The organism is Streptacidiphilus sp. PAMC 29251 (assembly GCF_054208735.2).
Genome location: NZ_CM135725.2, coordinates 6,890,765 through 6,916,785 on the forward strand (window position 1 = coordinate 6,890,765; position 26,021 = coordinate 6,916,785).

The 26,021-nt window shown below is 70.4% G+C and carries 22 protein-coding genes and 1 pseudogene; 10 read left to right on the plus strand and 13 right to left on the minus strand.

Annotated features, from left to right (window positions below):
• Nucleotides 1-250 precede the first annotated feature (250 nt).
• The 5 genes from ACXKR8_RS32910 to ACXKR8_RS32930 are packed head-to-tail and all read right to left on the minus strand — an operon-like array spanning nt 251 to nt 3,653.
• The gene (locus ACXKR8_RS32910) at nt 251-751 is read right to left on the minus strand and encodes a MarR family winged helix-turn-helix transcriptional regulator (protein ID WP_458268214.1); all 501 of its coding nucleotides are present in this window, start codon (nt 749-751) and stop codon (nt 251-253) included.
• A gap of 40 nt (nt 752-791) precedes the next feature.
• The gene (locus ACXKR8_RS32915) at nt 792-1,568 is read right to left on the minus strand and encodes an AIM24 family protein (RefSeq protein ID WP_458268215.1); all 777 of its coding nucleotides are present in this window, start codon (nt 1,566-1,568) and stop codon (nt 792-794) included.
• The gene (locus tag ACXKR8_RS32920) at nt 1,565-2,215 is read right to left on the minus strand and encodes an AIM24 family protein (protein ID WP_458275141.1); all 651 of its coding nucleotides are present in this window, start codon (nt 2,213-2,215) and stop codon (nt 1,565-1,567) included. Before ACXKR8_RS32920 ends, ACXKR8_RS32915 begins: the two co-directional genes overlap by 4 nt.
• Nucleotides 2,212-2,850, minus strand: coding sequence for an AIM24 family protein (locus tag ACXKR8_RS32925; RefSeq protein ID WP_458268216.1), 639 nt, complete (start codon nt 2,848-2,850; stop codon nt 2,212-2,214). Before ACXKR8_RS32925 ends, ACXKR8_RS32920 begins: the two co-directional genes overlap by 4 nt.
• A 2-nt stretch (nt 2,851-2,852) precedes the next feature.
• Nucleotides 2,853-3,653 carry a DUF2127 domain-containing protein gene (locus ACXKR8_RS32930; RefSeq protein WP_458268217.1) on the minus strand — a complete coding sequence of 267 codons (801 nt, stop codon included), beginning with the start codon at nt 3,651-3,653 and terminating at the stop codon, nt 2,853-2,855.
• A 104-nt stretch (nt 3,654-3,757) separates the two neighbouring features.
• On the opposite strand from ACXKR8_RS32930, the gene ACXKR8_RS32935 reads away from it, so the two are divergent.
• The 4 genes from ACXKR8_RS32935 (at nt 3,758) to ACXKR8_RS32950 (ending at nt 6,746) form a co-directional block, all read left to right on the plus strand.
• Nucleotides 3,758-4,078: a DUF3817 domain-containing protein gene (locus ACXKR8_RS32935; protein WP_458268218.1), complete on the plus strand. Its 321-nt coding sequence runs from the start codon at nt 3,758-3,760 to the stop codon at nt 4,076-4,078.
• Nucleotides 4,079-4,093: 15 nt separating this feature from the next.
• Nucleotides 4,094-4,603 carry a MarR family winged helix-turn-helix transcriptional regulator gene (locus ACXKR8_RS32940; RefSeq protein ID WP_458268219.1) on the plus strand — a complete coding sequence of 170 codons (510 nt, stop codon included), beginning with the start codon at nt 4,094-4,096 and terminating at the stop codon, nt 4,601-4,603.
• 42 nt (nt 4,604-4,645) lie between these two features.
• On the plus strand, nt 4,646-4,987 hold the full coding sequence (locus ACXKR8_RS32945; protein WP_458268220.1) for a DUF3817 domain-containing protein: 342 nt from the start codon (nt 4,646-4,648) through the stop codon (nt 4,985-4,987).
• 100 nt (nt 4,988-5,087) lie between these two features.
• Nucleotides 5,088-6,746: an acyl-CoA mutase large subunit family protein gene (locus tag ACXKR8_RS32950; protein ID WP_458268221.1), complete on the plus strand. Its 1,659-nt coding sequence runs from the start codon at nt 5,088-5,090 to the stop codon at nt 6,744-6,746.
• Here ACXKR8_RS32950 and ACXKR8_RS32955 read toward each other — a convergent pair.
• Nucleotides 6,743-7,345 (minus strand): TetR/AcrR family transcriptional regulator, encoded by a 603-nt coding sequence (locus tag ACXKR8_RS32955; protein ID WP_458268222.1) that lies wholly within the window; start codon nt 7,343-7,345, stop codon nt 6,743-6,745. The two genes, ACXKR8_RS32950 and ACXKR8_RS32955, sit on opposite strands and share 4 nt — an antisense overlap.
• A gap of 458 nt (nt 7,346-7,803) precedes the next feature.
• Here ACXKR8_RS32955 and ACXKR8_RS32960 point away from each other — a divergent pair, with 458 nt between their 5' ends.
• From ACXKR8_RS32960 to pyk, 5 genes and pseudogenes are all read left to right on the plus strand, one after another.
• Entirely contained in the window at nt 7,804-9,231 is a 1,428-nt protein-coding gene (locus ACXKR8_RS32960) for an APC family permease (protein ID WP_458275142.1), read from the plus strand.
• Nucleotides 9,232-9,411: 180 nt separating this feature from the next.
• Nucleotides 9,412-10,386, plus strand: coding sequence for a hypothetical protein (locus tag ACXKR8_RS32965; protein WP_458268223.1), 975 nt, complete (start codon nt 9,412-9,414; stop codon nt 10,384-10,386).
• Nucleotides 10,387-10,509: 123 nt separating this feature from the next.
• Nucleotides 10,510-12,648: a phosphate acetyltransferase gene (gene pta, locus ACXKR8_RS32970; protein WP_458268224.1), complete on the plus strand. Its 2,139-nt coding sequence runs from the start codon at nt 10,510-10,512 to the stop codon at nt 12,646-12,648.
• Nucleotides 12,645-13,799, plus strand: a complete 1,155-nt coding sequence (locus ACXKR8_RS32975) for an acetate kinase (protein WP_458268225.1) — start codon at nt 12,645-12,647, stop codon at nt 13,797-13,799. The genes pta and ACXKR8_RS32975 overlap by 4 nt, the downstream gene beginning before the upstream one ends.
• Before the next feature lie 65 nt (nt 13,800-13,864).
• A pseudogene (gene pyk / locus ACXKR8_RS32980) lies at nt 13,865-15,306 on the plus strand (pyruvate kinase).
• A gap of 102 nt (nt 15,307-15,408) precedes the next feature.
• Here pyk and ACXKR8_RS32985 read toward each other — a convergent pair.
• From ACXKR8_RS32985 to ACXKR8_RS33000, 4 genes are all read right to left on the minus strand, one after another.
• Nucleotides 15,409-16,662: a hypothetical protein gene (locus tag ACXKR8_RS32985; protein ID WP_458268227.1), complete on the minus strand. Its 1,254-nt coding sequence runs from the start codon at nt 16,660-16,662 to the stop codon at nt 15,409-15,411.
• The gene (locus ACXKR8_RS32990) at nt 16,652-17,308 is read right to left on the minus strand and encodes a DUF6114 domain-containing protein (protein WP_458268228.1); all 657 of its coding nucleotides are present in this window, start codon (nt 17,306-17,308) and stop codon (nt 16,652-16,654) included. The genes ACXKR8_RS32985 and ACXKR8_RS32990 overlap by 11 nt, the downstream gene beginning before the upstream one ends.
• Before the next feature lie 106 nt (nt 17,309-17,414).
• Entirely contained in the window at nt 17,415-18,089 is a 675-nt protein-coding gene (locus ACXKR8_RS32995) for a DUF6230 family protein (RefSeq protein ID WP_458268229.1), read from the minus strand.
• A gap of 602 nt (nt 18,090-18,691) precedes the next feature.
• On the minus strand, nt 18,692-19,675 hold the full coding sequence (locus tag ACXKR8_RS33000; protein ID WP_458268230.1) for a tetratricopeptide repeat protein: 984 nt from the start codon (nt 19,673-19,675) through the stop codon (nt 18,692-18,694).
• Nucleotides 19,676-20,031: 356 nt separating this feature from the next.
• Between ACXKR8_RS33000 and ACXKR8_RS33005 the strand changes: the two genes are divergently transcribed.
• Nucleotides 20,032-20,655: an SMI1/KNR4 family protein gene (locus tag ACXKR8_RS33005; protein WP_458268231.1), complete on the plus strand. Its 624-nt coding sequence runs from the start codon at nt 20,032-20,034 to the stop codon at nt 20,653-20,655.
• A gap of 19 nt (nt 20,656-20,674) precedes the next feature.
• On the opposite strand, the gene aroA is transcribed toward ACXKR8_RS33005, so the two are convergent.
• The 3 genes from aroA to ACXKR8_RS33020 form a co-directional block, all read right to left on the minus strand.
• Nucleotides 20,675-21,913, minus strand: coding sequence for a 3-phosphoshikimate 1-carboxyvinyltransferase (gene aroA / locus ACXKR8_RS33010; protein ID WP_458268232.1), 1,239 nt, complete (start codon nt 21,911-21,913; stop codon nt 20,675-20,677).
• 77 nt (nt 21,914-21,990) lie between these two features.
• Nucleotides 21,991-24,330 carry a 1,4-alpha-glucan branching protein GlgB gene (gene glgB / locus ACXKR8_RS33015; RefSeq protein ID WP_458268233.1) on the minus strand — a complete coding sequence of 780 codons (2,340 nt, stop codon included), beginning with the start codon at nt 24,328-24,330 and terminating at the stop codon, nt 21,991-21,993.
• Between the two features lie 95 nt (nt 24,331-24,425).
• On the minus strand, nt 24,426-25,994 hold the full coding sequence (locus ACXKR8_RS33020; protein ID WP_458268234.1) for a maltokinase N-terminal cap-like domain-containing protein: 1,569 nt from the start codon (nt 25,992-25,994) through the stop codon (nt 24,426-24,428).
• Between the last annotated feature and the right edge of the window lie 27 nt (nt 25,995-26,021).

Sequence of the window (26,021 nt, forward strand, 5' to 3'; positions counted from 1 at the left end):
GTCGCGGCAGGGGCCGTCAAAGCGAGAAACGGGTGCGAGCGGCGAAATAAGGGCACCTCGACGAACTGCACCCGTTTCGCAGCAGGCCCCAGAGCGACTTCCCCGTTCCGGCCCGCCCCCGCCCCCGCGCACCCACCCGCGCCGCAGGCAAACCCCGGCGTAGCCGGCAAGCGCAGCGCCCCGCCCCAGAGCGACTTCCCCGTTCCGGCCCGCCCCCGCTGCCGCGCACCCACCCGCGCCGCAGGCAGTCCTAACGCCCCCGCAAACCCCGAAGATGCTCCGCAATAGGAGCCAGCGCTGCGTACATCGAAGCGATCTGTTCCGGCTCGAGCCGGTCGATGAAATGCTCACGGACGCTCCGGACGTGATGCGGAGCAACCTGCCGCATCGTCTCCCACCCCTGGTCGCTCAGGACGGCGTAAAGCCCCCGCCGGTCCCCCGGGCACCCCTCGCGGGCAACGAGGCCTGCGGCCTCCATGCGGGTGATCTGGTGGGAGAGCCGGCTCTTGGACTGGAGCGTGGCGGTAGCCAGATCCGTCATCCGCATCCTGCGTTCAGGCGCTTCGGAGAGCTCCACCAGGATGGTGTAGTCGTTGATGGCGAGATTGAAGGGCTGCAGCCCCCGCTCCATGGCGTAGCCCAGCAGCCGGCCCACTTCAAGATGCGCACGCCACAGCGCCTGCTCCTCGGGGGTCAGCCAGGGGACGTCCTCGGCGGCGGCGTCCTGGACTGTTGCTGGGCTGGTTTCCATGGAGGCAATCATACCCGTCAATGTTGAAAGTTGGACAATCTCAAAGACCGAACTGCCGACCGAGGTTCCCCAGGTTCCCCAGGTTCGGCTGCGCCACACGCCCGCCGGGAGCCGGCGGCCGCGCACCAGGGATGCCGGGTTCGTCCGCGACCATCCCGGTCGCGAGCTCCGACATCAGCACCTCCGTGGACTGCAAAAGGACTTGCCCCGCGCCCACGAACTCGAACTGGTGCTCCTCGCCCGAGGCCCCGCCGAGGCCGGTGAGCTGGCGGATCCCGCCAAGGACGCCGCGCATGTAGCTGTGGTCGTAGTGGTGGCAGGGGGAGGGGCAGTCGGCCCAGCCGACCAGCGCCTGCGGGTCCACTCGAACGGGTGGCTCCACGAAGTGGACCGGGCCGTTGGAGGCGGCGACGAACTTGCCGCTGCCGATCAGGGTGAGGAACCCGGGGATGATCGACTGCTTCAGCGTCAGCGTGGAGGCGTACGCCAGCAGATTGCCGCTGCGGACCGTCAGGTTCCCCTGTTCGAGGTCGTAGGAGTTCACGTCATAGGCCCGGTCCGCCAGGATCATGTGGCCCTGGCCCTCGGCGACCACCCAGTCCGCGGCGTGGGTGGGGGAGTGGAAGCTGTTGGAGATCAGCGAGTCCAGCGGGCCGTAGCCGATGGGGTGGAAGTTGATGTTCCCGTAGTAGGCGACCATCTTGCCCTTCTGCAGGAACCAGCGGCCGTTGAGGGCCACCGAGAAGGCATAGGGGTTGACGTTGTCGTCGGTGGGGAGGGTGGAGGGGTCCCAGATGACGGGGCCTGGGGTGCTCACAGCTTCTCCTCGCTGGCCTGGACGAAGACCGTGCCGTTGCCGGTCAGTTCGAGCTGGAAGGCCTCGCCGGAGCCCCGGCCGATCGCGTCGCGCCAGCCGATCGCCGTGCTGACCTTGCTCTGCACCTCGCCGCGGTGGGCCACATAGGCCTGGGGGTCGACGTGGACCGGTCGCTGGGGGGTGATCGGGATCTCGAACACGCCGCCGTGGGCCAGTACCGCGGCGGAGCCCTTGCCGGTCAGGGTGGTGGTGAACAGGCCCTGGCCGGTGGCCTGGCCGCGGATGATGCCGCGCAGGCCGCCCTGGGAGCCCATGAACAGGGTGGACTGGTTCAGCGAGCCCTCGAAGGCCAGCAGCCGGTCGGCCTCGACGTAGAGGGTGTCGCCGTTGAGGTGGATCAGGTGGGCGTGGTGGCCGCCGTGGCCGAACATCACCGTGCCGTTGCCCTCGATGGTCATCAGCGGGGTGTCCTCGTTGGCGAGCCGGCGGCCCAGCATGGAGCCGATGCCGCCCTGACCGCCCATCAGGTTGGGGGTGAAGCTGACGTCGCCCTTGTAGGCGAGCATCGCCCCGCGCTGGCTGAAGAGGCGCTGGCCGGGGACCACCGGGGCCTCTACCATCTTGCTGTTGATCTGGGTGAACATCAGAACTCCCCGGCGACGGTGCGGCGCTCGGAGGGCTGGACGTAGACCAGGCCGTTGCCCTCGAACTCGATCTGGAAGCTCTCCCCGCCGGTCTCGCCGACCAGCGCGCGCCAGGTGACGTCGGTGCGGAAGCTCTGCTTGAGGTCGCCGGTGTGCGCCACGTACGCGCCGGGGTCGACCCGGAGCGGGAGGCCCGGGACCACCCGGAGGATCACCGCGGGGCCGTCGGAGGTGATGGCCGCCCAGCCCGCTCCTTCGACCTTGGTGGTGAACAGGCCGTGGCCCTCGGAGGCGCCGCGCAGGCCGGTGAACTCGGTGCCGGTGCGCAGGGTCGCCTCGGTGCAGAGCAGGTTGTTCGCTTCTACATGGAGGCGTTCGCCGTTGAGGCGGACCAGGTTGATCTCGGCGGCGCGTTCGGCGAACCAGCAGGTGCCCTGGCCCTGTACCTCCATCACGGTCATCTTCTCGCCGGTGATCCGGCGGGTGACCAGGCCGCGTAGGCCCTCACCGCCGCCGGACAGCCGCTTGAAGTTCATCTGGCCGTCGTAGGCGACCATGGAGCCGTTTCGGGCCTTGACGACGTCGCCGGTGAGATCCACCGCGAGCACTCGTGAGCCCTGCATTCTGAACTGTGCCACGGCTACAACGTAGTGGGGGTCGAAGTGGCACGGGAAGGGGCCGAGTGATCGTCGGCCGAGGTCTCGACCTCCAGCAGGGAGGCCTCGTGGCGCTCCGCCTCGAACGCCTTACCGCCGCCGCGAAGGCCGAACAGCCGTTTCGCCAGCAGGATGTAGAGGACTGCGATCACATTCAGCAGGAAGGTGGCGATCTTGAAGCCGCTGACCTTCTCGGTCAGTTCATAGACCTCGAGCGGGAGGAACATGGCGGTGGCGACGACGGTCAGGTACTCGGCCCAGCGCTTGGCGGCCCAGAGGCCGAACGCCTCGACGATCTCGATCAGCGCGTAGACCACCAGGGCGACGGCGGTGATCACCAGGGTGGAGTGCTTGTAGCTGAAGGTCTTCTGGATGGTGCCGACGATCGGGGAGTTGTTGAGGTCGTAGTGGAAGTGCTTGGCGATCGGCTGCAGCAGGGTGAGGTCGTCGTTGAAGAACTGCTGCACCGAGGTCTGGCTGTTGCTGAACTTCCAGACCGCGATCGCGATCAGAATGATGAAGACGCCGCGGACCAGGCGTTCGACGGCGAGGAAGCGCAGGATGAACAGGTCCCGCAGGGCCTTGCCGCGGGCGACGAACGGGGCGTCCTCGGCCTTGCCGCTGCCGTGCGGCTCACCGAGGGCGAAGTCGCCGCAGCGGAGGCAGCGCCAGGCGACGCCGAGGGCGGTCTCGGCGTGCAGCCGGTCGCGCAGGTGCGTCTCGGTGGGGGCGTAGGTGATGTGCCCCCGCCGTGAGCAGGTGCGCCTGTTCCAGTCCCACTTCATCGCTGATCGTCCCCGTGTGGATGTGCGGATGTTAGGCCGAAGAATAGCCGGGGAGCCCGTCGGTGATACTAGAGTGTCCCGTTTGTGCTGTCGAAGGGTCCGTTGTGAACAGTGCCGTCCACCGTCTGCGCCTGGTCTCCATGCCGGAGGGGGTGTCCTTCCTGCTGCTGCTGGTGTGCTCGGTGCTGAAGCGGACCACCAGCTTCAACGCGGTGCCGGTGATGGGCATGGTGCACGGCCTCCTCTTCACGCTGTACGCGGTCTTCGCGCTGATCGCCTGGTGGAAGCAGCGCTGGAGCCTCAAGCGGGCGGCCGGCGTGCTGGTGCTCTCGGTGCTGCCCGGCGGCGGCTTCTATGCCGAGCGGGTGCTGGCCAAGGAGGAGGGCGAGGGCTACCCGGCCCCCGCCGTCGCTGTCGGGGGCTGAAGGTACGGTAAGGGCGTGCCCAAGCCGCTGAGCCTGTCCTTCGACCCCATCGCCCGTGCCGACGAGTTGTGGACCCGGCGCTGGGGCGCCGTGCCGTCGATGGCGGCGATCACCTCGGTGATGCGGGCCCAGCAGATCCTGCTGGCCCAGGTGGACGCGGTGCTGAAGCCGTACGGACTGACCTTCGCCCGGTACGAGGCGCTGGTGCTGCTGACCTTCAGCCAGGCCGGTGAGCTGCCGCTGTCCAAGATCGGCGAGCGGCTGATGGTGCATCCGACCAGTGTCACCAACACGGTGGACCGGCTGGAGCGGGCCGGCCAGGTGGCCCGCCGGCCCAACCCGCTGGACGGGCGGGGCGTGCTGGCGTCGATCACCGAGCAGGGCCGGCAGGTGGTGGAGAAGGCGACCAGGGATCTGGTGGCGATGGACTTCGGCCTGGCCGGCTACGACGAGGCCGGCTGCCGGGAGCTGTTCGACGTGCTCAGGCCGCTGCGGGTGTCCGCGGGTGACTTCGCGGACGAGTAGGGGGGTGTGAGTGATCCACTCCTGGGCGGTTACGCTCGTTCCGTGAACAAGTCGAATCGTCTGCTGACGGCCTACCGGGTACTGGCGTACGTGACCGGTGTCGGGCTGATCCTGCTGTGCGCCTCGTGTATCGCCTGGTACGGCTTCGGCGTGGCCGAGGTCGCCGTGGCCGTGGTCGGTACCATCCACGGCTGGGCCTTCATGGCGTACGCGGTGGTCGCCTTCACCCTGGGCAACAAGATGGGCTGGCCGATCGGCCGGATGGCCTGGGTGATCCTGGCCGGCACCATTCCGACCTGCTCCTTCATCGCCGAGCGCAAGGTGATGGAGGACATCCGCGCGCAGACGGCCGGCGAGGAGTCGGAGTCCCTGGTCAGCGCCTGAATTCTGGAGTGCGGGGCGCGTCTCCCTGGAGGCGCGCCTCTTTTGCGCGGTAGAATTAGTAGGACATCAAAGTACTTTGATCGGGACGTGAGGTCGGCCGATGGACGCACGCGAACGCTGGCAGCTTCGGTATGACACGGCGCGCAAGCGCGACGCCGACTTCACGACGCTGAGCGGGGACGAGGTGGACCCGGTCTACGGTCCGGCCGACGGCGAGGCGCCGGAGCGGATCGGCTGGCCGGGGGAGTACCCCTACACCCGGGGGCTGCACGCCACCGGCTACCGGGGGCGGCCCTGGACGATCCGCCAGTTCGCCGGCTTCGGCAACGCCCGGCAGACCAATGAGCGCTACCGGATGATCCTGGACGCCGGCGGCGGCGGTCTCTCGGTGGCCTTCGACATGCCGACGCTGATGGGTCGGGACTCGGACGACGCCAGGGCGCTGGGCGAGGTCGGGCACTGCGGGGTGGCCATCGACTCCGCGGCCGACATGGAGGTGCTGTTCGCGGACCTGCCGCTGGGGGAGGTCACCACCTCGATGACCATCTCGGGCCCGGCGGTGCCGGTGTTCTGCATGTACCTGGTGGCGGCGGAGCGGCAGGGCGTCGATCCGGCCGTGCTCAACGGCACCCTGCAGACCGACATCTTCAAGGAGTACATCGCCCAGAAGGAGTGGCTGTTCGAGCCGGAGCCGCATCTGCGGCTGATCGGCGACCTGATGGAGTACTGCGCCGAGAACATCCCGGCGTACAAGCCGATCTCGGTCTCCGGCTACCACATCCGCGAGGCGGGCTCCACGGCCGCGCAGGAGCTGGCGTTCACCCTGGCGGACGGCTTCGCCTATGTGGAGCTGGGTCTCTCGCGGGGCATGGACGTGAACGTCTTCGCTCCCGGGCTCTCCTTCTTCTTCGACGCGCACCTGGACTTCTTCGAGGAGATCGCCAAGTTCCGCGCGGCCAGGCGGATCTGGGCCCGGTGGCTGCGGGATGTGTACGGGGCGACCAGCGAGAAGGCGCAGTGGCTGCGGTTCCACACCCAGACCGCGGGGGTGTCGCTGACGGCCCAGCAGCCGTACAACAACGTGGTGCGTACGGCGGTGGAGGCGCTGTCGGCGGTGCTCGGGGGCACCAACTCGCTGCACACCAACGCCCTGGACGAGACCCTGGCGCTGCCCTCGGAGCAGGCCGCTGAGATCGCGCTGCGGACCCAGCAGGTGCTGATGGAGGAGACCGGGGTCGCCAATGTCGCGGACCCGCTGGGCGGCTCCTGGTACGTGGAGGCGCTGACCGACCGGATCGAGGCGCAGGCGGAGGCGATCTTCCAGCGGATCACCGACATGGGGGCGCCCGGGCATCCGGTCGGGCCGATGACGGCGGGGATCCTGCGCGGCATCGAGAACGGCTGGTTCACCGGGGAGATCGCCGAGGCCGCGTTCGCCTACCAGCAGGCGGTGGAGAAGGGCGAGAAGCGGGTGGTCGGGGTCAACTGCCACACCGGCAGCGTCACCAAGCCGCTGGAGATCCTGCGGGTCAGCCACGAGGTCGAGACCGAGCAGGTGCGCGAGCTGGCGGCGCGGCGTGCGGGCCGGGACGAGGCCGCGGTGCGGGCCGGGCTTGACGCGATGCTGGCGGCGGCCAGGGACGGCAGCAACATGCTGCCGCCGATGCTGGACGCGGTCCGGGCCGAGGCCACCCTGGGCGAGATCTGCGACGTGCTGCGGGCGGAGTGGGGGACGTACACCGAGCCGGCGGGCTTCTAGGTCAGCGCCGAGAGCATCAGGGTGGCGAAGCGGCTGATCCAGTCGGGGGTGGCGCACTCGCCGCTGACCAGGATGCGGTGCTCGACGGCGCCCGCGATGGTGTCGAAGATGACCTCGACGTTCTCGCGGGCCTCGTCCGGGTCGGTGTCGGCGGGCAGTTCGCCGCGGGCCTGGGCGGCGGCCCGGCCCTGGTGCACCAGCCGCTTCTGCGGATCGATGATCGCCTCGCGGACCCGGCGGCGCAGCGCCGGGTCGCGGCTGGCCTCGGCGAACAGCGCCAGCAGCGCGGCCTGGCTCTCCGGCAGCGCCAGCAGCTCGGCGAACTGCCGTACCACGGCCTCGATATCGGCCCGCAGCGAGCCGAGGTCGGCCATCGCCAGCTCGTCGAACAGCACCGCCACGGCGTCCACGACCAGGTCGTTCTTGGAGGCCCAGCGCCGGTAGAGGGTGGTCTTCGCCACCCCCGCCCGGACCGCGACGTCGCCCATGGTCAGCCCGCCCCAGCCCAGCTCCGCGAGCGCCGCGCGGGTGGCGGCGAGGATCGCCCGGTCGGCGTCGGCGCTGCGCGGGCGGCCCTTGCGGGCGGGGGCTTCGGTCACAGCGGGTGCTTCCTCACGGGTGGGTGGATCAGCTGAGGCTACCCCGCCGCCGAGATGTTTCAGGGACATAACGGCTCCGGCTCAACGGATTCGGTTGCGGTTCGGGGATCCTCGGAGGGAATTCGCAGTTCTGGAAGGCCAGTAAACGAAATCCGCCAAACCATTGCCAGAAGGGTAAATAGCCGGGCACCATGTGGCACGCGTTGATACCACTGGTGCCGAGGTGGCAATCCTTCCTCCGGAAACCCTCTGGTCACATTCCTGTCGTACCCGCAGCCCCCTTTTTCGCACGCACCCCCGCCATGAGGTACTCCCTGCCGCGCTCCCTCGCGTCGCGCCTCCGGCGGCGGCCTCTGGAGAGGCACCACACTTTGAGCACCCTCAACAAGGACACCGCGTCCGTCGAGAGCCGGGGCGGCCTTCGGGCGAACGTCCTCAGCGGCTTCGACACCGTCATCATGGCCCTGGCCGGCAGCGCCCCCGCGTACTCGCTGGCGTCGACCACCGCCATCCTGGTCGGCGCGGCCGGCCTGGTCAGCCCGGCCGCACTGCTCTGGTGCGCGATACCGATGCTCGGCATCGCCTGGGCCTTCAACTACCTGGGCCGGCTGGACGTCAACGCCGGAGCCAGCTACTCCTGGGTCGGCCGTGCGCTGCACCCGGCGCTGGGCTTCCTCAGCGGCTGGTCGCTGGTGGTGTCCGCGACCATCTTCATGGTGGCCGGATCGCTCCCGGCGGGTCAGTACACCCTCTCGCTGTTCAGTGACGAGTGGGCCAACAACACCTGGGCGGCCATCGGCGTCGGCTCGGTCGCCTTCCTGATCATGGCGCTGCTGGTGCTGCTGGGCGCGCGGATCACCGCGCACGCCCAGTGGATCATGACCGGCATCGAGATCGCGATCCTGGTCGTCTTCGGGCTCGCCGCGCTGTTCCACGGCGGCACCGCGGCCACCTTCTCCTGGTCCTGGATCTGGGGCTTCGGCCACTTCGGCGGGGTCTCCGGGTTCGCCGGGGCGGCCCTGGTCGCCGCCTTCTACTTCTGGGGCTGGGACGTCACCGCCAACCTCAGCGAGGAGACCAGCAACAGCAAGAAGAACTCGGGTGTCGGCGGCCTGATCGGCGTTGTCGCGGTGTTCGCGCTGTTCGAGATCGTCACCATCTCGATCAACATGATCATCAGTCAGAAGGAGATCCTGAACGAGGACTCGGCACCGCTGCTGACCACCCTGGGCGACGTGGTGTGGCCCGGCGTCGGCGGCAAGATCCTGGTCATCGCGGTGGTGCTGTCCACCATCGCCACCCTGGAGACCACACTGATCCAGGTCAGCCGCTCGCTGTTCGCCATGGGTCGCGACCGCACCATCCCCGCCGTCTTCGGCAAGTCCCACTCCCGCTGGCAGACCCCGTGGTTCGCGCTGATGGTGGTCGTCATCGTCTCGCTCGGCCTGTTCGTCGCCTCGCAGTCGCTGGGCTCGGTCGGCACGATCATGACCCACGCGGTGGACGCGATCGGTCTGCAGATCGCGGTGTACTACGCGCTGGCCGGGCTGGCCGTGGTGGTCGCCTACCGCAAGCTGGTCTTCAAGTCGGTGTCCAACCTCATCTTCGTCGGCGTGTGGCCGCTGGCCGGTGCGATCTTCATGGCCTTCCTGTTCGTCGAGGCCTGCATCAACCTGCCGCTGATCGAGATCGCGATCGGTCTCGGCGCGCTCGCCATCGGCCTGATCCCCATGGCCTACTACTGGTCCACCGGCAGCGACTACTACCGCACCGGGACGGTCCGGCTGGACGCGACCTCCACCGAGCAGGTCGACGCCCTCTACGGGGAGAGCGCCGTAGCGACCTCCGCGGTGGGCTCCGGCGAGGGCCTCGCGACGGACATCTGAGGGCTGACGTCTCGCCATTGATGGCTCTGTGTCCGCCGGTTCGCCACACCCAGTAGCATCTGCGGGTGTCGACTCCGTTTCCCCCGGAGTCGGCACCCGCCTTCCGCACTTCCCAGGCGAAGCACGTCGCACCAGCAAGCCCGAAGCTCTACCGAACCAGACGAGATGCGGTCCTCTCCCATGGCCAGAGCACGACGACGCACCAACACCACCGCCCGGTTCGATCCGGCCCTCGGTGACCACGCCCTCGCCACCGCCCGCCAGGACCTGGTGGTGGGCCGCTGGCAGGGCGCCCGCGACCTGCTCCGGGACACCGGGCGGGACTGGGACCGGCGCACCCACCGGATGCGGCTGCTGGCCGACACCGCCTCCCGGATACGCACCGTGGAGACCTGGCAGGGCGCCGAGCCCGACAACCCGGACGCCCTGGTGCTCCGTGCCGAGACCGAGGTGATGCGAATATTCGCCGCCGTCGCCGAGTCCAACCGCAGCAACGGCGCGCCACCGCCCTCCATGGACAACCTGGACCGCGCGCAGCTCGACCGGGTGGCCCGGATCTGCCTCCAGGCTGCCGAGAAGAACCCCTCCGACCCGATCCCGTGGGTCTCCCTGATGACCCTGGCCCGCCTCTACGGTCAGGGCCATCCTCATGTCTGGCACTGGTGGCGCGAGCTCCAGGCCCGCGACCCGTACAGCCGCGAGGGCCACCACCAGGTGCTGCGGCACCTCTCCGCCCGCTGGCACGGCTCGCACGGCGAGATGTACAACTTCGCCAGGGACAGTGCCGCCTTCGCCCCGATGGGCTCGCCGCTGGCCTCGCTCACCCAGGCCGCCCGCGCCGAGCACTTCCGGCAGCGGGTGGAGACCGAGGGCCCCTCGGCGGTGGGCCTGACCTACCACTGGAACCACGAGGTGGCGGTCCAGGCGCTGCAGACCACGATGCGGCAGTGGATCGCGCACCGGTCGGGCATCGAGTACGCCCAGGACGTCGCCGACCTCAACCTGCTGGTGCACGGCCTGATCTTCGCCGGGATGACGGACGACGCCCGGGTGGTCTTCAGCCAGTTGGGCGACCGGCCGACCCGGGTGCCCTGGTCCTACTCCGGCGAGCCCGAGTCGCTGTTCGACCACTGGAAGGACCAGTTGCTCGGCTGAGGCCGTCCGCTCCGGCGAGCGCGGTGCGAGCACGGGTGCGAAGGTAGGCTCGTTGATCGGGTCAGGTGAGTGGCGTCCGCGCCGGCCCGCCTCCAGCGGTCGGGCGAGGAACGGAGTGTCTCTGTGGCGCGCAGCGTGTATGTGACCGGTATCGGCCGGGGGGACGGTCGGCAGGCGGTCGAACTGGGCGTCATGGAACTGCTGAGCCGTCAGGTCGACCGGGTCGGCGTCTTCCGCCCGCTGATGCACACCCACACCGACCATGTGGTGGACCTGCTCCGCGGCCGCTACCGGATCGACCTCGCCACCGAGGAGATGTACGGCCTCAGCTACGACGAGGCCGCCGCGCTGCAGGCCGAACGGGGCCAGGACGAGCTGCTGGGCATCCTGGTGGACCGGTTCCGGGCGCTGGAGCGACAGTGCCAGGCGGTGCTGGTGCTCGGCACCGACTTCGCCGGCACCAACATTCCGGACGAGCTGGCGGTGAACGCCCGGCTCGCCAATGAGTTCGGCGCCCTGGTGCTGCCGGTGGTCGGTGGTCACCGGGACAGCGCCGACACCGTGGTCGCCGAGGTGCGCAACGCCCATCGGGCCTATTCCGACCTGGGCTGCAGCATCGTGGCCATGATCGCCAATCGGGTCGCCGGACGGGACAAGCAGGAGGTCTCCCGGCGGCTGGCCACCCGTCTGGACGTGCCTGTCTACGTGCTCCCGGACGAGCCCGCGCTGTCGGCGCCGACGGTGGCCCAGGTGGTGGAGACCACCGGCGCCGAGGTGCTGCTCGGCGACGCCTCCGGGCTGGCCAGGGACGTCCGCCGGTTCGTCTTCGGCGGGGCGATGCTGCCCAACTTCCTCGGCGCCCTCTCCGAGGGCTCGATGGTGATCACCCCGGGGGACCGGGCCGACCTGCTGATCGGCTCGCTCGCCGCCCACGCGGCCGGCTCCCCGCCGATCTCCGGGGTGCTGCTGACCATGGGGCAGACCCCCGGCGCCGACGTGATGAAGCTGGCGGCCCGGCTGGCTCCCGGCACCCCGGTGGTGCTGGTGCACGAGGGCAGCTTCCCCACCGCCACCGGGCTCTCCTCGCTGGAGGGGAAGCTCACCGCGGCCAGCCCGCGCAAGGCCGAGACCGCGCTCGGCCTGTTCGAGCTGCATGTCGACACCGCCGAGCTGACCAGCCGGATCGAGCTCACCCGCTCCGAGCGGGTGACCCCGATGATGTTCGAGCACGCGCTGCTGGAACGGGCCCGCGGCGAGCAGCTCAGGGAGGTGGTGCTGCCCGAGGGCACCGAGGAGCGGGTGCTGCGGGCCGCCGAGGTGCTGCTGCGCCGCAATGTCTGCCACCTCACCCTGCTCGGCCCCGAGGACGCGGTCCGCAAGCGGGTCGCCGACCTCGGGCTCGACCTCGGCCTGGACCGCCCGGAGGACGAGAAGTCCGCCAGGGCGCGGATCATCGACCCGGCGACCTCCCCGCTGCGGGACCGCTTCGCCGAGCTGTACGCGGAGATCAGGAAGCACAAGGGCATGACCGTGGAGGCCGCCCACGACGTGGTCACCGACGTCAGCTACTTCGGCACGCTGATGGTCCAGGAGGGCCTGGCCGACGGCATGGTCAGCGGGGCGGTGCACTCCACCGCCGCGACCATCCGGCCGGCCTTCGAGATCATCAAGACCTCGCCGGGGGCCAAGATCGTCTCCTCGGTCTTCTTCATGTGCCTGGCCGACCGGGTGCTGGTCTACGGCGACTGCGCGGTGAACCCGGACCCCGACGCCGAGCAGCTGGCCGACATCGCGATCCAGTCCGCGGAGACCGCCGCCCGGTTCGGGGTGGAGCCCAGGATCGCCCTGCTCTCCTACTCCACCGGGACCTCCGGCAGCGGCGTGGACGTGGACAAGGTCCGCCGGGCCACCGAGATCGTCCGCGAGCTGCGTCCCGACCTGCTGGTCGAGGGCCCGATCCAGTACGACGCCGCGGTCGAGCCCAAGGTCGCCGCGACCAAGCTGCCGGGCTCCAAGGTGGCGGGCCAGGCGACCGTGCTGATCTTCCCGGACCTGAACACCGGCAACAACACCTACAAGGCTGTGCAGCGGTCGGCCGGGGCGGTCGCCGTCGGCCCGGTGATGCAGGGTCTTCGCAAGCCGGTGAACGACCTGTCGCGCGGGGCGCTGGTCCAGGACATCGTCACCACCGTCGCCATCACCGCCATCCAGGCGCAGCAGGCCGCCCGCCCGGCGGCGGCAGCAGAGGAGCAGCAGCCATGACCGACGCCACCCGGGTCCTCGTCCTCAACTCCGGTTCCTCCTCCGTGAAGTACCAACTGATCGACATGGCGGACCGGAGCCGGCTCGCCTCCGGCCTGGTGGAGCGGATCGGCGAGAGCGACGTCCCGGACCACACCGCCGCGCTGGATCTGGTGGCCGACCGACTGGCCGGGCAGGGCCTGGGACTTGACTCCCCCCGGCTCGCCGCCATCGGCCACCGCGCGGTGCACGGCGGCACCCGCTTCACCGCGCCCACCCTGATCACCGACGAGGTGGTGCAGGCGATGCGGGAGCTGGTCCCGCTGGCGCCGCTGCACAACCCCGCCAACATCACCGGCATCGAGACCACCCGCAAACTGCGGCCCGACCTGCCCCAGGTGGCGGTGTTCGACACCGCCTTCCACGCCACCATGCCGGAGAGCGCGGCCCGCTACGCCATCGACACGGCCACCGCGGACCGCTACTCCATCCGCCGCTACGGCTTCCACGGGACATCCCACCAGTACGTGTCCCGGCGGACCGCCCAACTCCTGGGAAAGTCACCCGAATCGGTGAACCAGATCGTGCTGCACCTGGGCAACGGCGCCAGCGCCTCGGCCGTGGCCGGCGGGGTCTGCGTGGACACCTCGATGGGCCTCACCCCGCTGGAGGGCCTGGTCATGGGCACCCGCTCGGGGGATCTGGACCCGGCCATCCTGCTGCACCTGCACCGGGTCGGCGGCCTGTCCGTGGACGAGATCGACACCCTGCTGAACCGCCGCAGCGGCATGGTCGGCCTGTGCGGCGACAACGACATGCGCGAGGTCGAGCGCCGGATGGCCGAGGGCGACCGGCAGGCCCGGCTGGCCTTCGACATCTATGTGCACCGGCTGCGCAAGTACATCGGCGGCTACTACGCCGTGCTCGGGCGGGTCGACGCGGTGGTCTTCACCGCCGGCGTGGGCGAGAACGACGTCGAGGTGCGCGAGGCGGCGGTGGCGGGACTCGAGTCGCTGGGCCTGGAACTGGACCCGGCGCTGAACGCGGTCCGCTCCAAGGAGCCCCGGCTGGTCTCCAGGGAGGGTTCCCGGGTCGCGGTCGCGGTGGTGCCCACCGACGAGGAGCTGGAGATCGCCCAGCAGACGTTCTCGCTGGTCCGCAACGCCCGGTGAGTGCCGGACAAGCAAGCGATTTGTTCGAAAATGCCCATGAAAGGTGACCCGATAGAATGAGCCATATGCGCCGAGCCAAGATCGTCTGCACCCTGGGTCCCGCGACGGACAACTTCGAACAGTTGAAAGCTCTGATCGAAGCTGGAATGAACGTCGCCCGTCTGAACATGAGTCACGGCGTCCCCGCCGACCACGAGGAGCGCTATCGCAATGTGCGCGCCGCCTCGGAGGCGACCGGACGCGCCGTCGGCGTACTCGCCGACCTGCAGGGCCCGAAGATCCGTCTGGCGACCTTCGCCAACGGCCCGGTCACCGTCGAGAACGGTGACACCTTCACCATCACCACCGAGGACGTCCCCGGTGACCAGCACATCTGCGGTACCACCTACAAGGGCCTGCCCGGGGACGTCAAGCCCGGTGACCCGGTCCTGATCAACGACGGCGTGATCGCCCTGGAGGTCGTCAGCGTCGACGGCCCCCGCGTGGTCACCCGCGTCGTCGAGGGCGGCGTCCTCTCCAACAACAAGGGCATCAACCTGCCCGGAGCCGCCGTCAACGTCCCCGCCCTGTCCGAGAAGGACAAGGAGGACCTGCGCTTCTCGCTGCGCCTCGGGGTCGACATGGTCGCCCTCTCCTTCGTCCGCAACGCGGCCGACATCAAGGACGTCCACGCGATCATGGACGAGGTCGGCATCCGCGTGCCGGTCATCGCCAAGGTCGAGAAGCCGCAGGCGGTGGAGGCCATGGAGGAGAGATCGTGCTGGCCTTCGACGCGGTGATGGTGGCCCGTGGCGACCTCGCCGTGGAGTACCCGCTGGAGCGGGTGCCGCTGGTGCAGAAGCGTCTGATCACGCTGTGCCGCCGGAACGCCAAGCCGGTCATCGTCGCCACCCAGATGATGGAGTCGATGATCACCGCCTCGCGCCCCACCCGGGCCGAGGCCTCCGACTGCGCCAACGCCATCCTGGACGGCGCGGACGCGGTGATGCTGTCCGCCGAGTCCAGCGTCGGCAAGTACCCGATCGAGACCGTGCAGACCATGTCGCGGATCATCGAGGCGGCCGAGGAGGAGATGCTCTCGCAGGGCCTGCAGCCGCTGAACCCGGGCCGCAAGCCGCGCACCCAGGGCGGCGCGGTCGCCCGTGCCGCCTGCGAGCTGGGCGACTTCCTCGGCGCCCAGGCGCTGGTGGCGTTCACCAAGTCCGGTGACACCGCCCGCCGGCTGTCCCGCTACCGCTCGCCGATCCCGGTGCTGGCGTTCACCCCGGACGCCGCCACCCGGAACCAGCTGACCCTGAGCTGGGGCGTGGAGACCTTTGTGACCCCGCAGGTCGACACGACCGACCAGATGGTCGACCAGGTCGACGACGCGGTGGCGCACCTCAGCCGCTATGTCACCGGTGACACCCTGATCGTCACCGCCGGATCGCCCCCCGGTCTGGCGGGCACCACCAACATGCTCCGGGTCCATCACCTGGGCGAGCGCGCCGACGGAAGCCGGCGCTGACACCTTCGCAGGAGCCGCACAACGGCAGAGGGCCTGTCCGGAAGCACCGGACGGGCCCTCTTTGCTGTGCGCCGCTGCGCTGCTCCGGCTGTTTCAGCTGCTCTAGCTGGTCAGCGGGGTGTAGTACAGGTGCATGCCGGGGATCGTCAGGTTCCCGCCAAACTGCCCGGTCTGGATCGCCGTGGCGTCGGTCAGCTCCAGGTTCAGCGGGATCGGCACATCGCCGACCAGGTCGAGGATCCACTCCGGCAGCGAGTCCGGGGTGAGCGTGAGCTTGATGCCCAGCGCGGCCAGCGGGATCCCCTCGGCCTTGGACAGGGTCCCGGACAGGCTGGTCACATACATCGTGACGGTCCCGCCGGATATGGTCGACGTGGTGCTCGGGCCGCCCTGGACGTGGAGCAGCTGACCGTTCTGGTTCGCCGACATGTCCAGGTTGTCGATCTGGACGGTCTGCGCGGTGAACTTCAGCACCCGGACCGGACCGCCGGCCGTGTCGACCGTCTTCACGCCCCAGAACTGGGTCGAGCCCAGCGCCAGCCGCGAGGTCTTCAGCGTCCAGGGGACGTTGGGCATCCCGCTGGTCGGTGCGGATTTGTCCAGCGGCGCGGCCAGCTTGCTGACGTCGCACATCCGGTTCGCCTGGGCCTTGGCGGCGGTGGATGCGGTGGATGCGGGCTTGGGCGTCGTGGGCTTCGACGTGGGCTTGGTCGGGGTGCCGGTCGGGGTCGTGGTCGGCGTGGCCGTCGGGGTCGCGGTCGGCGTGGTGGGGCTGCCGGTCGCGTCCGTCCTGGGCGTCACCGTGCTCTGCTGCGGCTGCTGGGTCTGCGACGGCTGCGGCGCTTGCGGCGTTTGCGGCGCCTTGGGGACCAGCAGGCTGCCCAGTCCGTCCAGCAGCGTCTTCAGCGGCTCGGGCCTGGTCTGGTGGCTCGGCGTCGCGGTGGCGCTCGGGGTCGGCGTCGCGGTGGGCGTGGTGCTGTGCTGCCCGGCGGCCTGGCCGGTCGTGCCCTTCGCCGTCGTGCCCTTCTTCGCGAGCGGGCCCTGGGTCGTCGGAGCCTTGGTCACCGGCGCCTTCGTGGCGGGTGTCTTGGTCGCCGGGGTGGTGGCCGTGGTCGAGCAGTCGGTCCCGTTGGAGCCCTTGGCCGGCTGGGTCGTGCTCGTGCTGCTGATCGGCACCGCCTTGGCGGTGTCCGCCGCGAAGGCGAACCGGGGCGCGAGCGAGCCCATGATCAGCGCGGTCGGCACAGCGGTCATCGCCAGCGCCCGGCCCACCGGAAGCTGCATCCGGCCGCGGACGGTCATCCTCGGCGCGGCGTGACGGGCACTCGTGCGGGGGCGCTCGTCCTCACTCGGCACTGCGGTCTCCCTCAACGGCTGCGGGGTTGTGGACCGGCTCACTGGTGGTCGGGTACTCGCCGGTGGGCTGGTAACCCGGGGCGGCCGGGTGGTGGTCACCGGTGGCCGGGGAGTCCGGGACCATCAGCTCGGACAGCTTGGACTCGGGCCCTTCGAACTCGGAGTAGCGGTCACCAGCGGCGCCCTCCTGCTCCGTGCCCTCGGCGCCCTCCGCGACCGGTGCCGTCTTCGGGTTTTTGAGCGGGGCCCAGGCACACACCAGCGCACCGCCGATCAGCCCGGGGAGCAGTCCCATCCCGAAGCCGCCGAAGTTGGAGACCGGCAACGACACCAGCGACAGCACGATGGCCGCGATGCCCGCGAAGATGCGGATCAGCGGCTGGAACCACACCGAGATGCCGAGGGCGAGCAGCAGCAGCCCGATCACCAGCGCGCCCGCGCCGGCCGTGGTCGCCATGTGGATGCGCAGCGCACCGACGCTCATGTCGTTGTACGGGTAGTACATGATCGGGAAGCTCGCGAGGAGGACGAACAGCCCGCCCCAGAACGGACGGGTACGGCGCCAGGTGCGGAACGCCTCGCGGCCTTTGCTGAAGCCGTTCCGGGACTCGGGCTCGGGCCGCGCCTGGGCGGTCGCGCTGGTCACGTGGCAACTCCCTGCTGGAGTAGTGCAGATGGTCTGGAAGCACAGCGGGGAGGGACCTGGGCCCCTCCCCACGCCGTGCAGTGCGCTACTGCCGATCCGGTGGGGATCAGAAGCAGCCGGTGTTACCCGTGTCGAGGTGCAGGTGCATCCCGTTCAGGGTGAAGGTGGCCGCCGAGGTGGCCCACGCCGTCTGCTTGACACCGGTCAGGTCGGCGCTTTCGGCAGTCTGCGCGAACGCCCCGGGGTTGGTGCCCCCGTTGAACGTGGTCTTGGGCGAGGTCTGGCCGGCGGCTGTGCCGACGTCGCCGGTGGCGACGCCGATGTTCATGCCGTTGAAGGTCGCGGTGTCGGCCTTCAGGTCGGACATGGAGATGAACAGCCCGGTGGCGGAGACCTCCGGGCCGGACGACTTGCCGGTCGTCGCGTCGTAGGAGCCGCCCGCGTCGATCCTGAGGGTGAAGTCCCCCAGGCCCGGAACGGGGAAGTCCACCGACTGGCAGAGCTGGTTGATGGTGGCGCTGTCGAAGCCCGACACCGCGACCGGGTCCTTGCCGGACGGGTTGCTCGGGGTCTTGGTGCCGTCCAGCACGGTGCCGTACTGGCGGAAGTTGTCACCGTGCAGCTTGCCGGCCGACACCTCGAACTGCTGCCCGGAAACACTGAACGACGCGGCGAGCGCGCCCTGGGCGATGCTGATGCCCACGGCAGCAGTCGCGGCAATGGTCGGGACCATGACGACGGCGAACCGCTTCCAGCGGGTCTTACCAAATGTCTGTGACATTAACGAGATCCTCCTTCTCGGACGTACATCTCCGGCCTGCCCCGCTTGGGCCCTGGCCTGGGATGGGGAGAAGAGCTACGTCCTCGGGAAGGGGAGCGCGTCGGCTGCGTGCGTGAGGTCGTGGGTACGAAGTCTCTGATCGGCAGCATCGGCGATCACCCCCGAGCGACAACCACCGGCCGTGCTGGCTGCTCGGCCGTGAGAGGACAGGCTCCACCGCGAAGGTGAAGACCCCCCTGTCCTCCAGGGACCGGACGGCCGGTCCCTGCTCGGTGGGGATTCCGGCTCCGGCTCCCCGACTGGCGGTCGGGGCTTCGGCAACGGACCGAGCGAGCCCGATGTTGGTCCATCCGGAGCCCGTGCACAAGTACTTCATTACTCGCGAGTAAGGAGAGGGCGGATCCCCTCGATCAAGCGAACGAGGGGTGCATCACCATCCGTCACCTTGCGAAGGTTCGGCACTCGGGCAAACTGCGCGAAACATGGAGTTAACAGACGATGGTGGCCACCCAGGGTGACCACCATCGCTTAATGTCAAGATTTGGTAAACAACAGCACTCTCGGCGCCTTTGTCGTCAAATCGTCAGCCCATGACCGCCGGCTCAGAACAGCCGCCGCGCGAGTGCTCCCCGGGCCTTGACGACCCGGGGGTCGTCCGCCCCGATGACCTCGAACAGGGACAGCAGATGCATCCTGACCCGGTCCCGGTCCGCGCCTGCGGTCCGGCCGACCGTGTCGACCAGCCGGGCGAAGGCGTCCTCGACATGCCCGCCGACCAGGTCCAGGTCGGCCGCCGTCAGCTGGGCCTCGACATCGGCGGGCTGCTCGGCCGCCGCCGTCCGCGCCGCCTGCGGGTCCACTCCCTGGACCCGCTGCAGCAGCTCCGCCTGGGCCAGGCCCAGCTTGGCCTCCACGTCCGCGGGGCGGCCGGAGAGCACATTGCGGTACGCCTGGATCGCCCCGCCCAGGTCGCCCCGGTCCAGCGCGTCGTGGGCGGCGGCGAGCGCCGGATCCACCGGCGGCTCGACCGCGGCGGCCTCGGCCGGGACGCCCGCGCCGGAGCGCGCCCCGACCTCGCCGACGATCCCGAACCGCTCCTCGGCGCCCGCGATCAGGGAGTCCAGCAGCTGCCGGACGTCCGCCTCGCCGGCCGGGCCCTCGAACAGCGGGACCAGCTGACCGGCCACCACCGCGAGCACGGTGGGCAGATCCCTGATCTGGAGCTGGCGGGCGAGCTGCTGATTGCTTCTGATGTCGACCATGGCGAGCACAAAGCGCCCGTCGTACTCCTCGGTCAGCTTCACCAGGACCGGGTTGAGCTCCTCGGCCGGGGCGTAGCCCTCGGCCCAGAAGTTCAGCACCACCGGTACCTCGGCCGAGAGCTGGACCACCTGGTCCTCGAACTCGGCCTCGCTGACATCAAAAACCAGAGGGCCCGCGGAGGGGACGGGCGTGCCGTCGCCCCCCGACTCCTGGGCCCGGGCGCGGGCGGCGCGGGTCTGCTCCGCCTTCTGGGCGGCCTCAGCGGCCGCCTTCACCGCGGCGAGGTCGACCGCGCCGCGCATGGACATGTTCCGTGGCTGCATGGGTCTATCCTCCCCCGTCCGCGCGTCCCGGTGTGAATCCTTGCGAATCCCCGGCTGCCCTCCCACGCCCCCGGCCGCTCCCGCTGGTTGCGGGAGCGGACCGAGTCCGGAAGTCCGGTGCACTCGCTCCGTCTGTGTACAGATGCGCGGATCCCCATCCGCGCGGCCGTGTGGTCATCGCTCTTTCGCTACGAGTCGTAGCGTATATCGGCGGAACCCCGGGGCGCAGCTGCCGGGACATGAGCTGCGCCACATCGGGCCGGAACGCGGTGGCAGCCGCTCGGCGGAGAGGTGAGGCCTGGCACGGTGGACGAATACGATGCCGTAAAGCTCTCCTCTGGATCAGGACTCCACCTATGTCCGCAACGATGGAAAAGTTCGATGAGCTGATGCGACTCCTTCCTCCGCCGCAGGAGGAGGTGACGGCTCCGCCGTGGCGGCAGTCGCGCAGCGAGATCGGAGTCGATTTCCCCCAGGACTACCGTGAATTCGTCGACCGCTACGGCGGCGGGTCGATGACTTCGGAGAGCATGTTCCTGGAGTTCTCCGTCCTCGCCCCGTGCTCACTGGGATGGAAGCCGGATGCGCCTGGCGGCTTCGATGCCTTCACGGTGAAGCAGATCGAACAGATCAGACCCCTGTTCGTGTTCGATGGCGCGGATGAGAACTACTGGGGCGGTACCGCCTACCCGGTGCATCCCGACCCTGGTGGGCTGTTGGCCTGGGGGGAGAACCAGGAGGGCGACGTCTTCTTCTGGCTGACGGACAATCCGGACCCGGATCGGTGGCCGGTGGTGATGTGGGCGCGTGGCCCCGCCACCACGTACCGTTTCGAAGGCGGCATGGTCGCGTTCCTGCTGGCCCTGTTCCGGGGCGATCTCCCCGCGTCGGACTGGCTGGGGGGACCGGAGTTGGAGTGGACCATGAAGTCGGACTGGCTGCGGCGCGGCCTGGCAGTGTCAGCAGGGCCCGCTGGCTAACGGCATCTTCGGCGCCCCCTCACAGCCCCCAGTTGCCGCGCAGGGCGGCCAGGGCCTCGTGAAAGCCTGGGAAGGTCTTGCGGACGCAGCCGGGGTCGTCCAGGGTGACGCCGCCGGGCGTGCGCAGGGCGGCGATGCTGAAGGACATGGCGATGCGGTGGTCGCCGTGGCAGGCGATCGGGGCGGAGCGGGGCCGGGCCGGGTGGATCTCGATCCAGTCGCGGCCGGTGCTGACCGGGACGCCCATCGCGCGCAGGTTCTGCTCGCAGGCGGCGAGGCGGTCGCACTCCTTGATCCTGGTGTTGTAGACGTCCTCGATCCGGACCGGTCCTTCGGCGAAGGGCGCGATCGCGGCCAGGGTGGGGACGGTGTCGGAGATGTCGCGCATGTTCACGGTGACCCCGCGCAGCCGCTCCGGGCCGGTGACGGTGACCGAGTCGGGGGTGAGCGAGACCTCCGCGCCCATCTGCCGCAGGACGTCGGCGAAGCGGATGTCGCCCTGGAGCGAGTCCGAGCCCAGGCCCGGGACGGTGACGGTGCGTCCGGTCAGCGCGGCGGCGGCCAGGAAGTAGCTGGCGGTGGAGGCGTCCGGTTCGATCAGGTAGTCGATGGCCCGGTAGGGCTGGGCCGGGACGTGGAAGGTGTCGCCGACCCGGCGGGCGTCGTTGCCGAAGCGCCGCATCATGGCCAGCGTCATCTCCACGTAGGGCACCGACACCAGGTCGGAGACGGTGATGTCGAGGCCGTCGGCGGCCAGTGGCCCGGTCAGCAGCAGGGCGGTGAGGAACTGGGAGGAGAGGCCTGCGTCCAGGGTGAGCGCGCCGCCCTTGAGGCCGTCGGCGCGGACGGTGAGCGGGTGGTGGCCCTCGTCGAGGTCGTGGGTGAGGTCGACGCCGAGCTCGCGCAGCGCCCCGGTGAGCGGGCCCAGCGGGCGGCGCCGCATCTGCGCCGAGGCGTCGAAGCGGAAGGTGCCGTGGCCGGCCGAGACCAGGGCCGGCAGAAAGCGGGCGGTGGTGGCGCCGTCGCGGCAGAAGACGTCCGCCTCGGTCACGGCGGGGCCGGCCGGGCGGCCCTCGACGGTCCAGACGCCGGGCTGCTGGTCGAGGCGGTAGCCGAGGGTGCGCAGGCCCTCGGCGAAGCCCTCGCTGTCGTCGGAGAGCAGAGGGCGGCGCAGCACGGTGGTGCCCTCGGCGGCGGCGGCCAGGAACAGGGCGCGCGCGGTGATGGACTTCGAGCCGGGGATCTCGACGGTCGTCATACGGCCAGCCTAGGGCGGCGGGCAGGACAGCAGGTGGCGCGTCCGCTCAGCGGACGCGCCACCTGCCCGGTGCCGGGTCAGGTCGGCGAGAGCCAGATGGTGGCCAGCGGCGGCAGGGTGAGCTCGGCGCTGGTGTCCCGGCCGTTCCAGGGGGTCGGGTCGGCCTTCACCGGGTCCGGGTTGCCGGCCCCGCTGCCGCCGTAGACCTCGGCGTCGGTGTTGAGCACCTCCAGCCAGACCGAGTCGCGGACGTCCGCGTGCACGGTCGGCAGCCCGACCCGGTAGCCGGCGCGGACCACCGGGGACAGGTTGGTGACGCTGACCAGCGGCCGTCCGGCCTCGTCCAGCCGGACGAAGGAGAAGACGTTGTCCTCGGCCGCCCCGCCGTCGATCCAGGCGAACCCGGACGGGTCGGTGTCCCGCCGCCACAGCGCGGGGGAGTCGGCGTAGAGCCGGTTGAGGTCGCGGACCAGGTCCTGGACCCCGCGGTGGTCGGCCGCGGCCGGCCAGTCCTCGCCGAGCACCCACCACTGCGGCCCGGTGTCGTGGTTCCACTCCGCGCCCTGGGCGAACTCCTGGCCCATGAACAGCAGCTTCTTGCCCGGGTGGGCCCACATGAAGGCCAGGTAGGCCCGCATGTTGGCACGCTGCTGCCACCAGTCGCCGGGCATCTTGGAGACCAGCGAGCCCTTGCCGTGGACCACCTCGTCGTGGGAGATCGGCAGCAGGTAGTTCTCCGAGTACGCGTACACCATCGAGAAGGTCATCTCGTTGTGGTGGTAGCGGCGGTGGATCGGGTCGTGGGCCATGTAGGTCAGCGAGTCGTGCATCCAGCCCATGTTCCACTTCAGCCCGAAGCCCAGGCCGCTGTGCTCGGTGGGCTTGGTGACGCCTGGCCAGGCGGTCGACTCCTCGGCGACCGTGACCACACCGGGGCAGCGCCGGTAGACGGTGGCGTTCATCTCCTGCAGGAACTGCACCGCGTCCCAGTTCTCCCGGCCGCCGCCGGCGTTGGGGGACCAGGCGTCGCCCTCGCGGGAGTAGTCGAGGTAGAGCATGGACGCGACCGCGTCCACCCGCAGGCCGTCCACGTGGTACTCGTGGCACCAGAAGACGGCGTTGGCGACCAGGAAGTTGCGGACCTCGCTGCGGCCGTAGTCGAACTCCAGGGTGCCCCAGTCGGGGTGCTCGGCGCGCAGCGGGTCGGCCGGCTCGTACAGCGGCTGACCGTCGAACTGGCGCAGCGCGAAGTCGTCCTTGGGGAAGTGCGCGGGCACCCAGTCGACGATCACGCCGATCCCGGCCCGGTGCAGCGCGTCGACCAGGAACTTGAAGTCGTCCGGACCGCCGAGCCGGGAGGTCGGCGCGTAGAAGCCGGTGACCTGGTAGCCCCAGGAGCCGCCGAACGGGTGCTCCATGATCGGCATCAGCTCGACATGGGTGAAGCCCAGGTCCCGCACGTACGCGGGCAGCTCGACCGCCAGTTCACGGTAGGTCAGGCCGGGCCGCCAGGAGGCCAGGTGCACCTCGTAGACCGACATCGCGGTGTCGTGGTGGCTGGCCGCGGCGCGTCCGGCCAGCCAGTCCTGGTCCTGCCAGGTGTAGGCCGAGGTGTGCACCACCGACGCGGTGGCCGGCGGGACCTCGGTGGCCTGCGCCATCGGGTCGGCCTTCTGCAGCATCCGGCCGTCGCGGGTGGCGATCTCGTACTTGTAGTGGGTGCCCTCGGCGATGCCGGGGACGAAAAGCTCCCAGACCCCGCTGCCGCCCAGCGAGCGCATCGGGTGCGCGGCGCCGCTCCAGCCGTTGAAGTCGCCGAGGACCCGGACGCCGGAGGCGTTGGGGGCCCAGACCGCGAAGGCGGTGCCGCGGACCTGGCCGACCGTGCGCACGTGCGAGCCGAGGACGTTCCACAGCTCCTCGTGCCGGCCCTCGCCGATCAGGTGCAGATCGGTGTCGCCGAGGGTCGGCAGCATCCGGTAGCCGTCGTCCTGGAGCAGCTCCGAGCCCGCGTAGGTGACCCGGAGCCGGTAGGACGGCAGCTCGGTGTGCGGCAGCAGCGCGGTGAACAGGCCGTCCTGCTGGTGCGTCAGCTCGTACTGGCCGCTGTCCGGGGCCGTGGTCTCCAGCACCACCCGTTCGGCGAAGGGGCGCAGCACCCGGACCGCGGTGCCCTGCGGCACCGGGTGCGCGCCGAGGACGCCGTGCGGGTTGTGGTGCCAGCCGCCGACCAGCCGGGCGACCTCGCTGGGGGCGAGGGTGGCGTCCGCCGCCAGCGGGGATGGCGTCGGCTGTTCCGGCTGCGGAGTGGCCTGCGGGGCCGGCTCGTGGCGGGGCGGGGTCACGGTCGGCCGCTTCTTGCCTCCGGTGTCGCCTGCCGCGGCGGCGGTGGGACGGGGCGGGTCGAGCTGGGTCACGGCCGGTGCCTCCCTGAGTGATCGGTGATGGGAAATGGGGGTGGGTTCTCGTTTGGTTCTTGAGGGGACGTTAGGCGGTCGGGGTTAGTGGCTTGTTACCGTCCTGCTGCCTCGGCGAGGCGGATGATCGCCGACATCGGGATGCCGAGCCACTCGGGCCGGTTGCGGGCCTCGTAGACCACCTCGTACACGGCCTTGTCGGTCTCCATCGCGTGCAGCAGCACCGGGTCGGCGACCGGGTCCTCGGCGCCGGCCGCGGCGTACCCGGCGCAGAACGCGGCGCGGTTGCGCAGCGCCCAGGTCGCGGCGAGCGCGGCCAGCCGGGGGCGGTCCTGGTCGTCCTGGTCCAGCTCGGTGAGCAGGTGGGCGGCGGCGTAGTCGAAGGAGCGCAGCATCGCCGCGACGTCCCGGACCGCCGGCTGCGGGCGGCGGCGCTCCTCCAGGGTCTTGGCCGGCTCGCCCTCGAAGTCCAGCAGCGACCAGCCGCGCGGGGTCCGCATCGACTGGCCCAGGTGCAGGTCGCCGTGGATCCGCTGGGCCCGCAGCAGCCGGCCGTCGCGGGCGGAGGCGGCCAGGGCCTGGAAGATCCGCCGCAGCGGCGCCCGGTACGGGGCCAGCGCCGGGACGGCCAGCACGGCGGCGTCCAGCCGCAGCGCCATGGCGTCGGCGAGCGCCTCGATCTCGGCCCGGTCGAGCACGGTGACCGGCAGGGTGCGGGCCAGCGCCAGGTGCACCTCGGCGGTGGTGCGTCCGAGCAGGAAGGATTCGGCCGAGAAGTTGCCGGTGATGTGGTCGCTGGGCTGCCCGTCCCTGGTGCCCTGCCACTCCGGGTCGGTCCGCAGTTGCTGGACGTGGGCCAGGGCGAACTGCCAGCCGTCCTTGCCGCCGTGCAGGAAGCGCTGCAGCAGGCCGAGGGTGGCCGGCTGGTCCGGGGCGTCCGGGAGGTCGCCCTCGAACCAGGCCAGCGGGGCCGGGATCCGGGTGGAGCCGGCCCTGCTGAGCGCCAGGGAGAGCTCCAGGTCGGGGTTGAGGCCGGGGTTGATCCTGCGGAACAGCTTGAGGATGGCCGCGTCGCCGAAGACGATCGAGGTATTGCTCTGCTCGGCGGTGCCGATCCGCGCGGTCGCGCCCGGCGCGGTCAGGTCGCTCAGCTCGGGGCCGAGCAGGGAGCGGAACCGGAGCGGGCCGAGCCGGGTGTCCTGCGGAGTGTTCTCGCTGGTCATGAAGCTGAGCAGGCGGAGCGTCAGGGCCGGGTCGTAGGCCGCGTCATAGGTCAGCAGACCGTCGTGCGGGCCGCCGCTGATCCGTCCCAGCACCGCGGCGGCGGGCAGGTCGGGGGCGGTGGTCGACCTGGCGCCCAGCAGCAGCTGGTAGAGGTCGTGGCCCTCCTTGGCGTCCTGCGGGCCCTGCTGCGGGGAGTCCTGTTCGACCCGGAGCACCAGATGCAGCAGCAGCGGCTCGCCCGGGTGCGGACCCGGGAGCAGGGTCACCGTCGCCGGGCTGATCGCGGAGATCGGCCGGCCCTTGCCGGCGAACCAGCGCTGCCGTGGCAGCCACGCGAGGAGCAGCGGCAGCACGTCCTGGACGAGCGTGCCGAGGTCGGTGCCCCGGACCGAGGTCGCGGTCGAGGAGGCAATCGTACGAGGCCGGGAGGTGTCGGACATTTCTCCCTTTCCCCGGAGATGCGGCAG

Bases quoted from the DNA above. Each gene is read 5' to 3' on its own strand.
- ACXKR8_RS32910 (WP_458268214.1), bottom strand. From the start codon at position 751: ATGGAAACCAGCCCAGCAACAGTCCAGGACGCCGCCGCCGAGGACGTC.
- ACXKR8_RS32930 (WP_458268217.1), bottom strand. From the start codon at position 3,653: ATGAAGTGGGACTGGAACAGGCGCACCTGCTCACGGCGGGGGCACATC.
- ACXKR8_RS32950 (WP_458268221.1), top strand. From the start codon at position 5,088: ATGGACGCACGCGAACGCTGGCAGCTTCGGTATGACACGGCGCGCAAG.
- ACXKR8_RS32960 (WP_458275142.1), top strand. From the start codon at position 7,804: ATGGCCCTGGCCGGCAGCGCCCCCGCGTACTCGCTGGCGTCGACCACC.
- ACXKR8_RS32965 (WP_458268223.1), top strand. From the start codon at position 9,412: ATGGCCAGAGCACGACGACGCACCAACACCACCGCCCGGTTCGATCCG.
- ACXKR8_RS32975 (WP_458268225.1), top strand. From the start codon at position 12,645: ATGACCGACGCCACCCGGGTCCTCGTCCTCAACTCCGGTTCCTCCTCC.
- ACXKR8_RS32995 (WP_458268229.1), bottom strand. From the start codon at position 18,089: ATGTCACAGACATTTGGTAAGACCCGCTGGAAGCGGTTCGCCGTCGTC.
- ACXKR8_RS33000 (WP_458268230.1), bottom strand. From the start codon at position 19,675: ATGCAGCCACGGAACATGTCCATGCGCGGCGCGGTCGACCTCGCCGCG.
- ACXKR8_RS33005 (WP_458268231.1), top strand. From the start codon at position 20,032: ATGTCCGCAACGATGGAAAAGTTCGATGAGCTGATGCGACTCCTTCCT.
- aroA (WP_458268232.1), bottom strand. From the start codon at position 21,913: ATGACGACCGTCGAGATCCCCGGCTCGAAGTCCATCACCGCGCGCGCC.
- ACXKR8_RS33020 (WP_458268234.1), bottom strand. From the start codon at position 25,994: ATGTCCGACACCTCCCGGCCTCGTACGATTGCCTCCTCGACCGCGACC.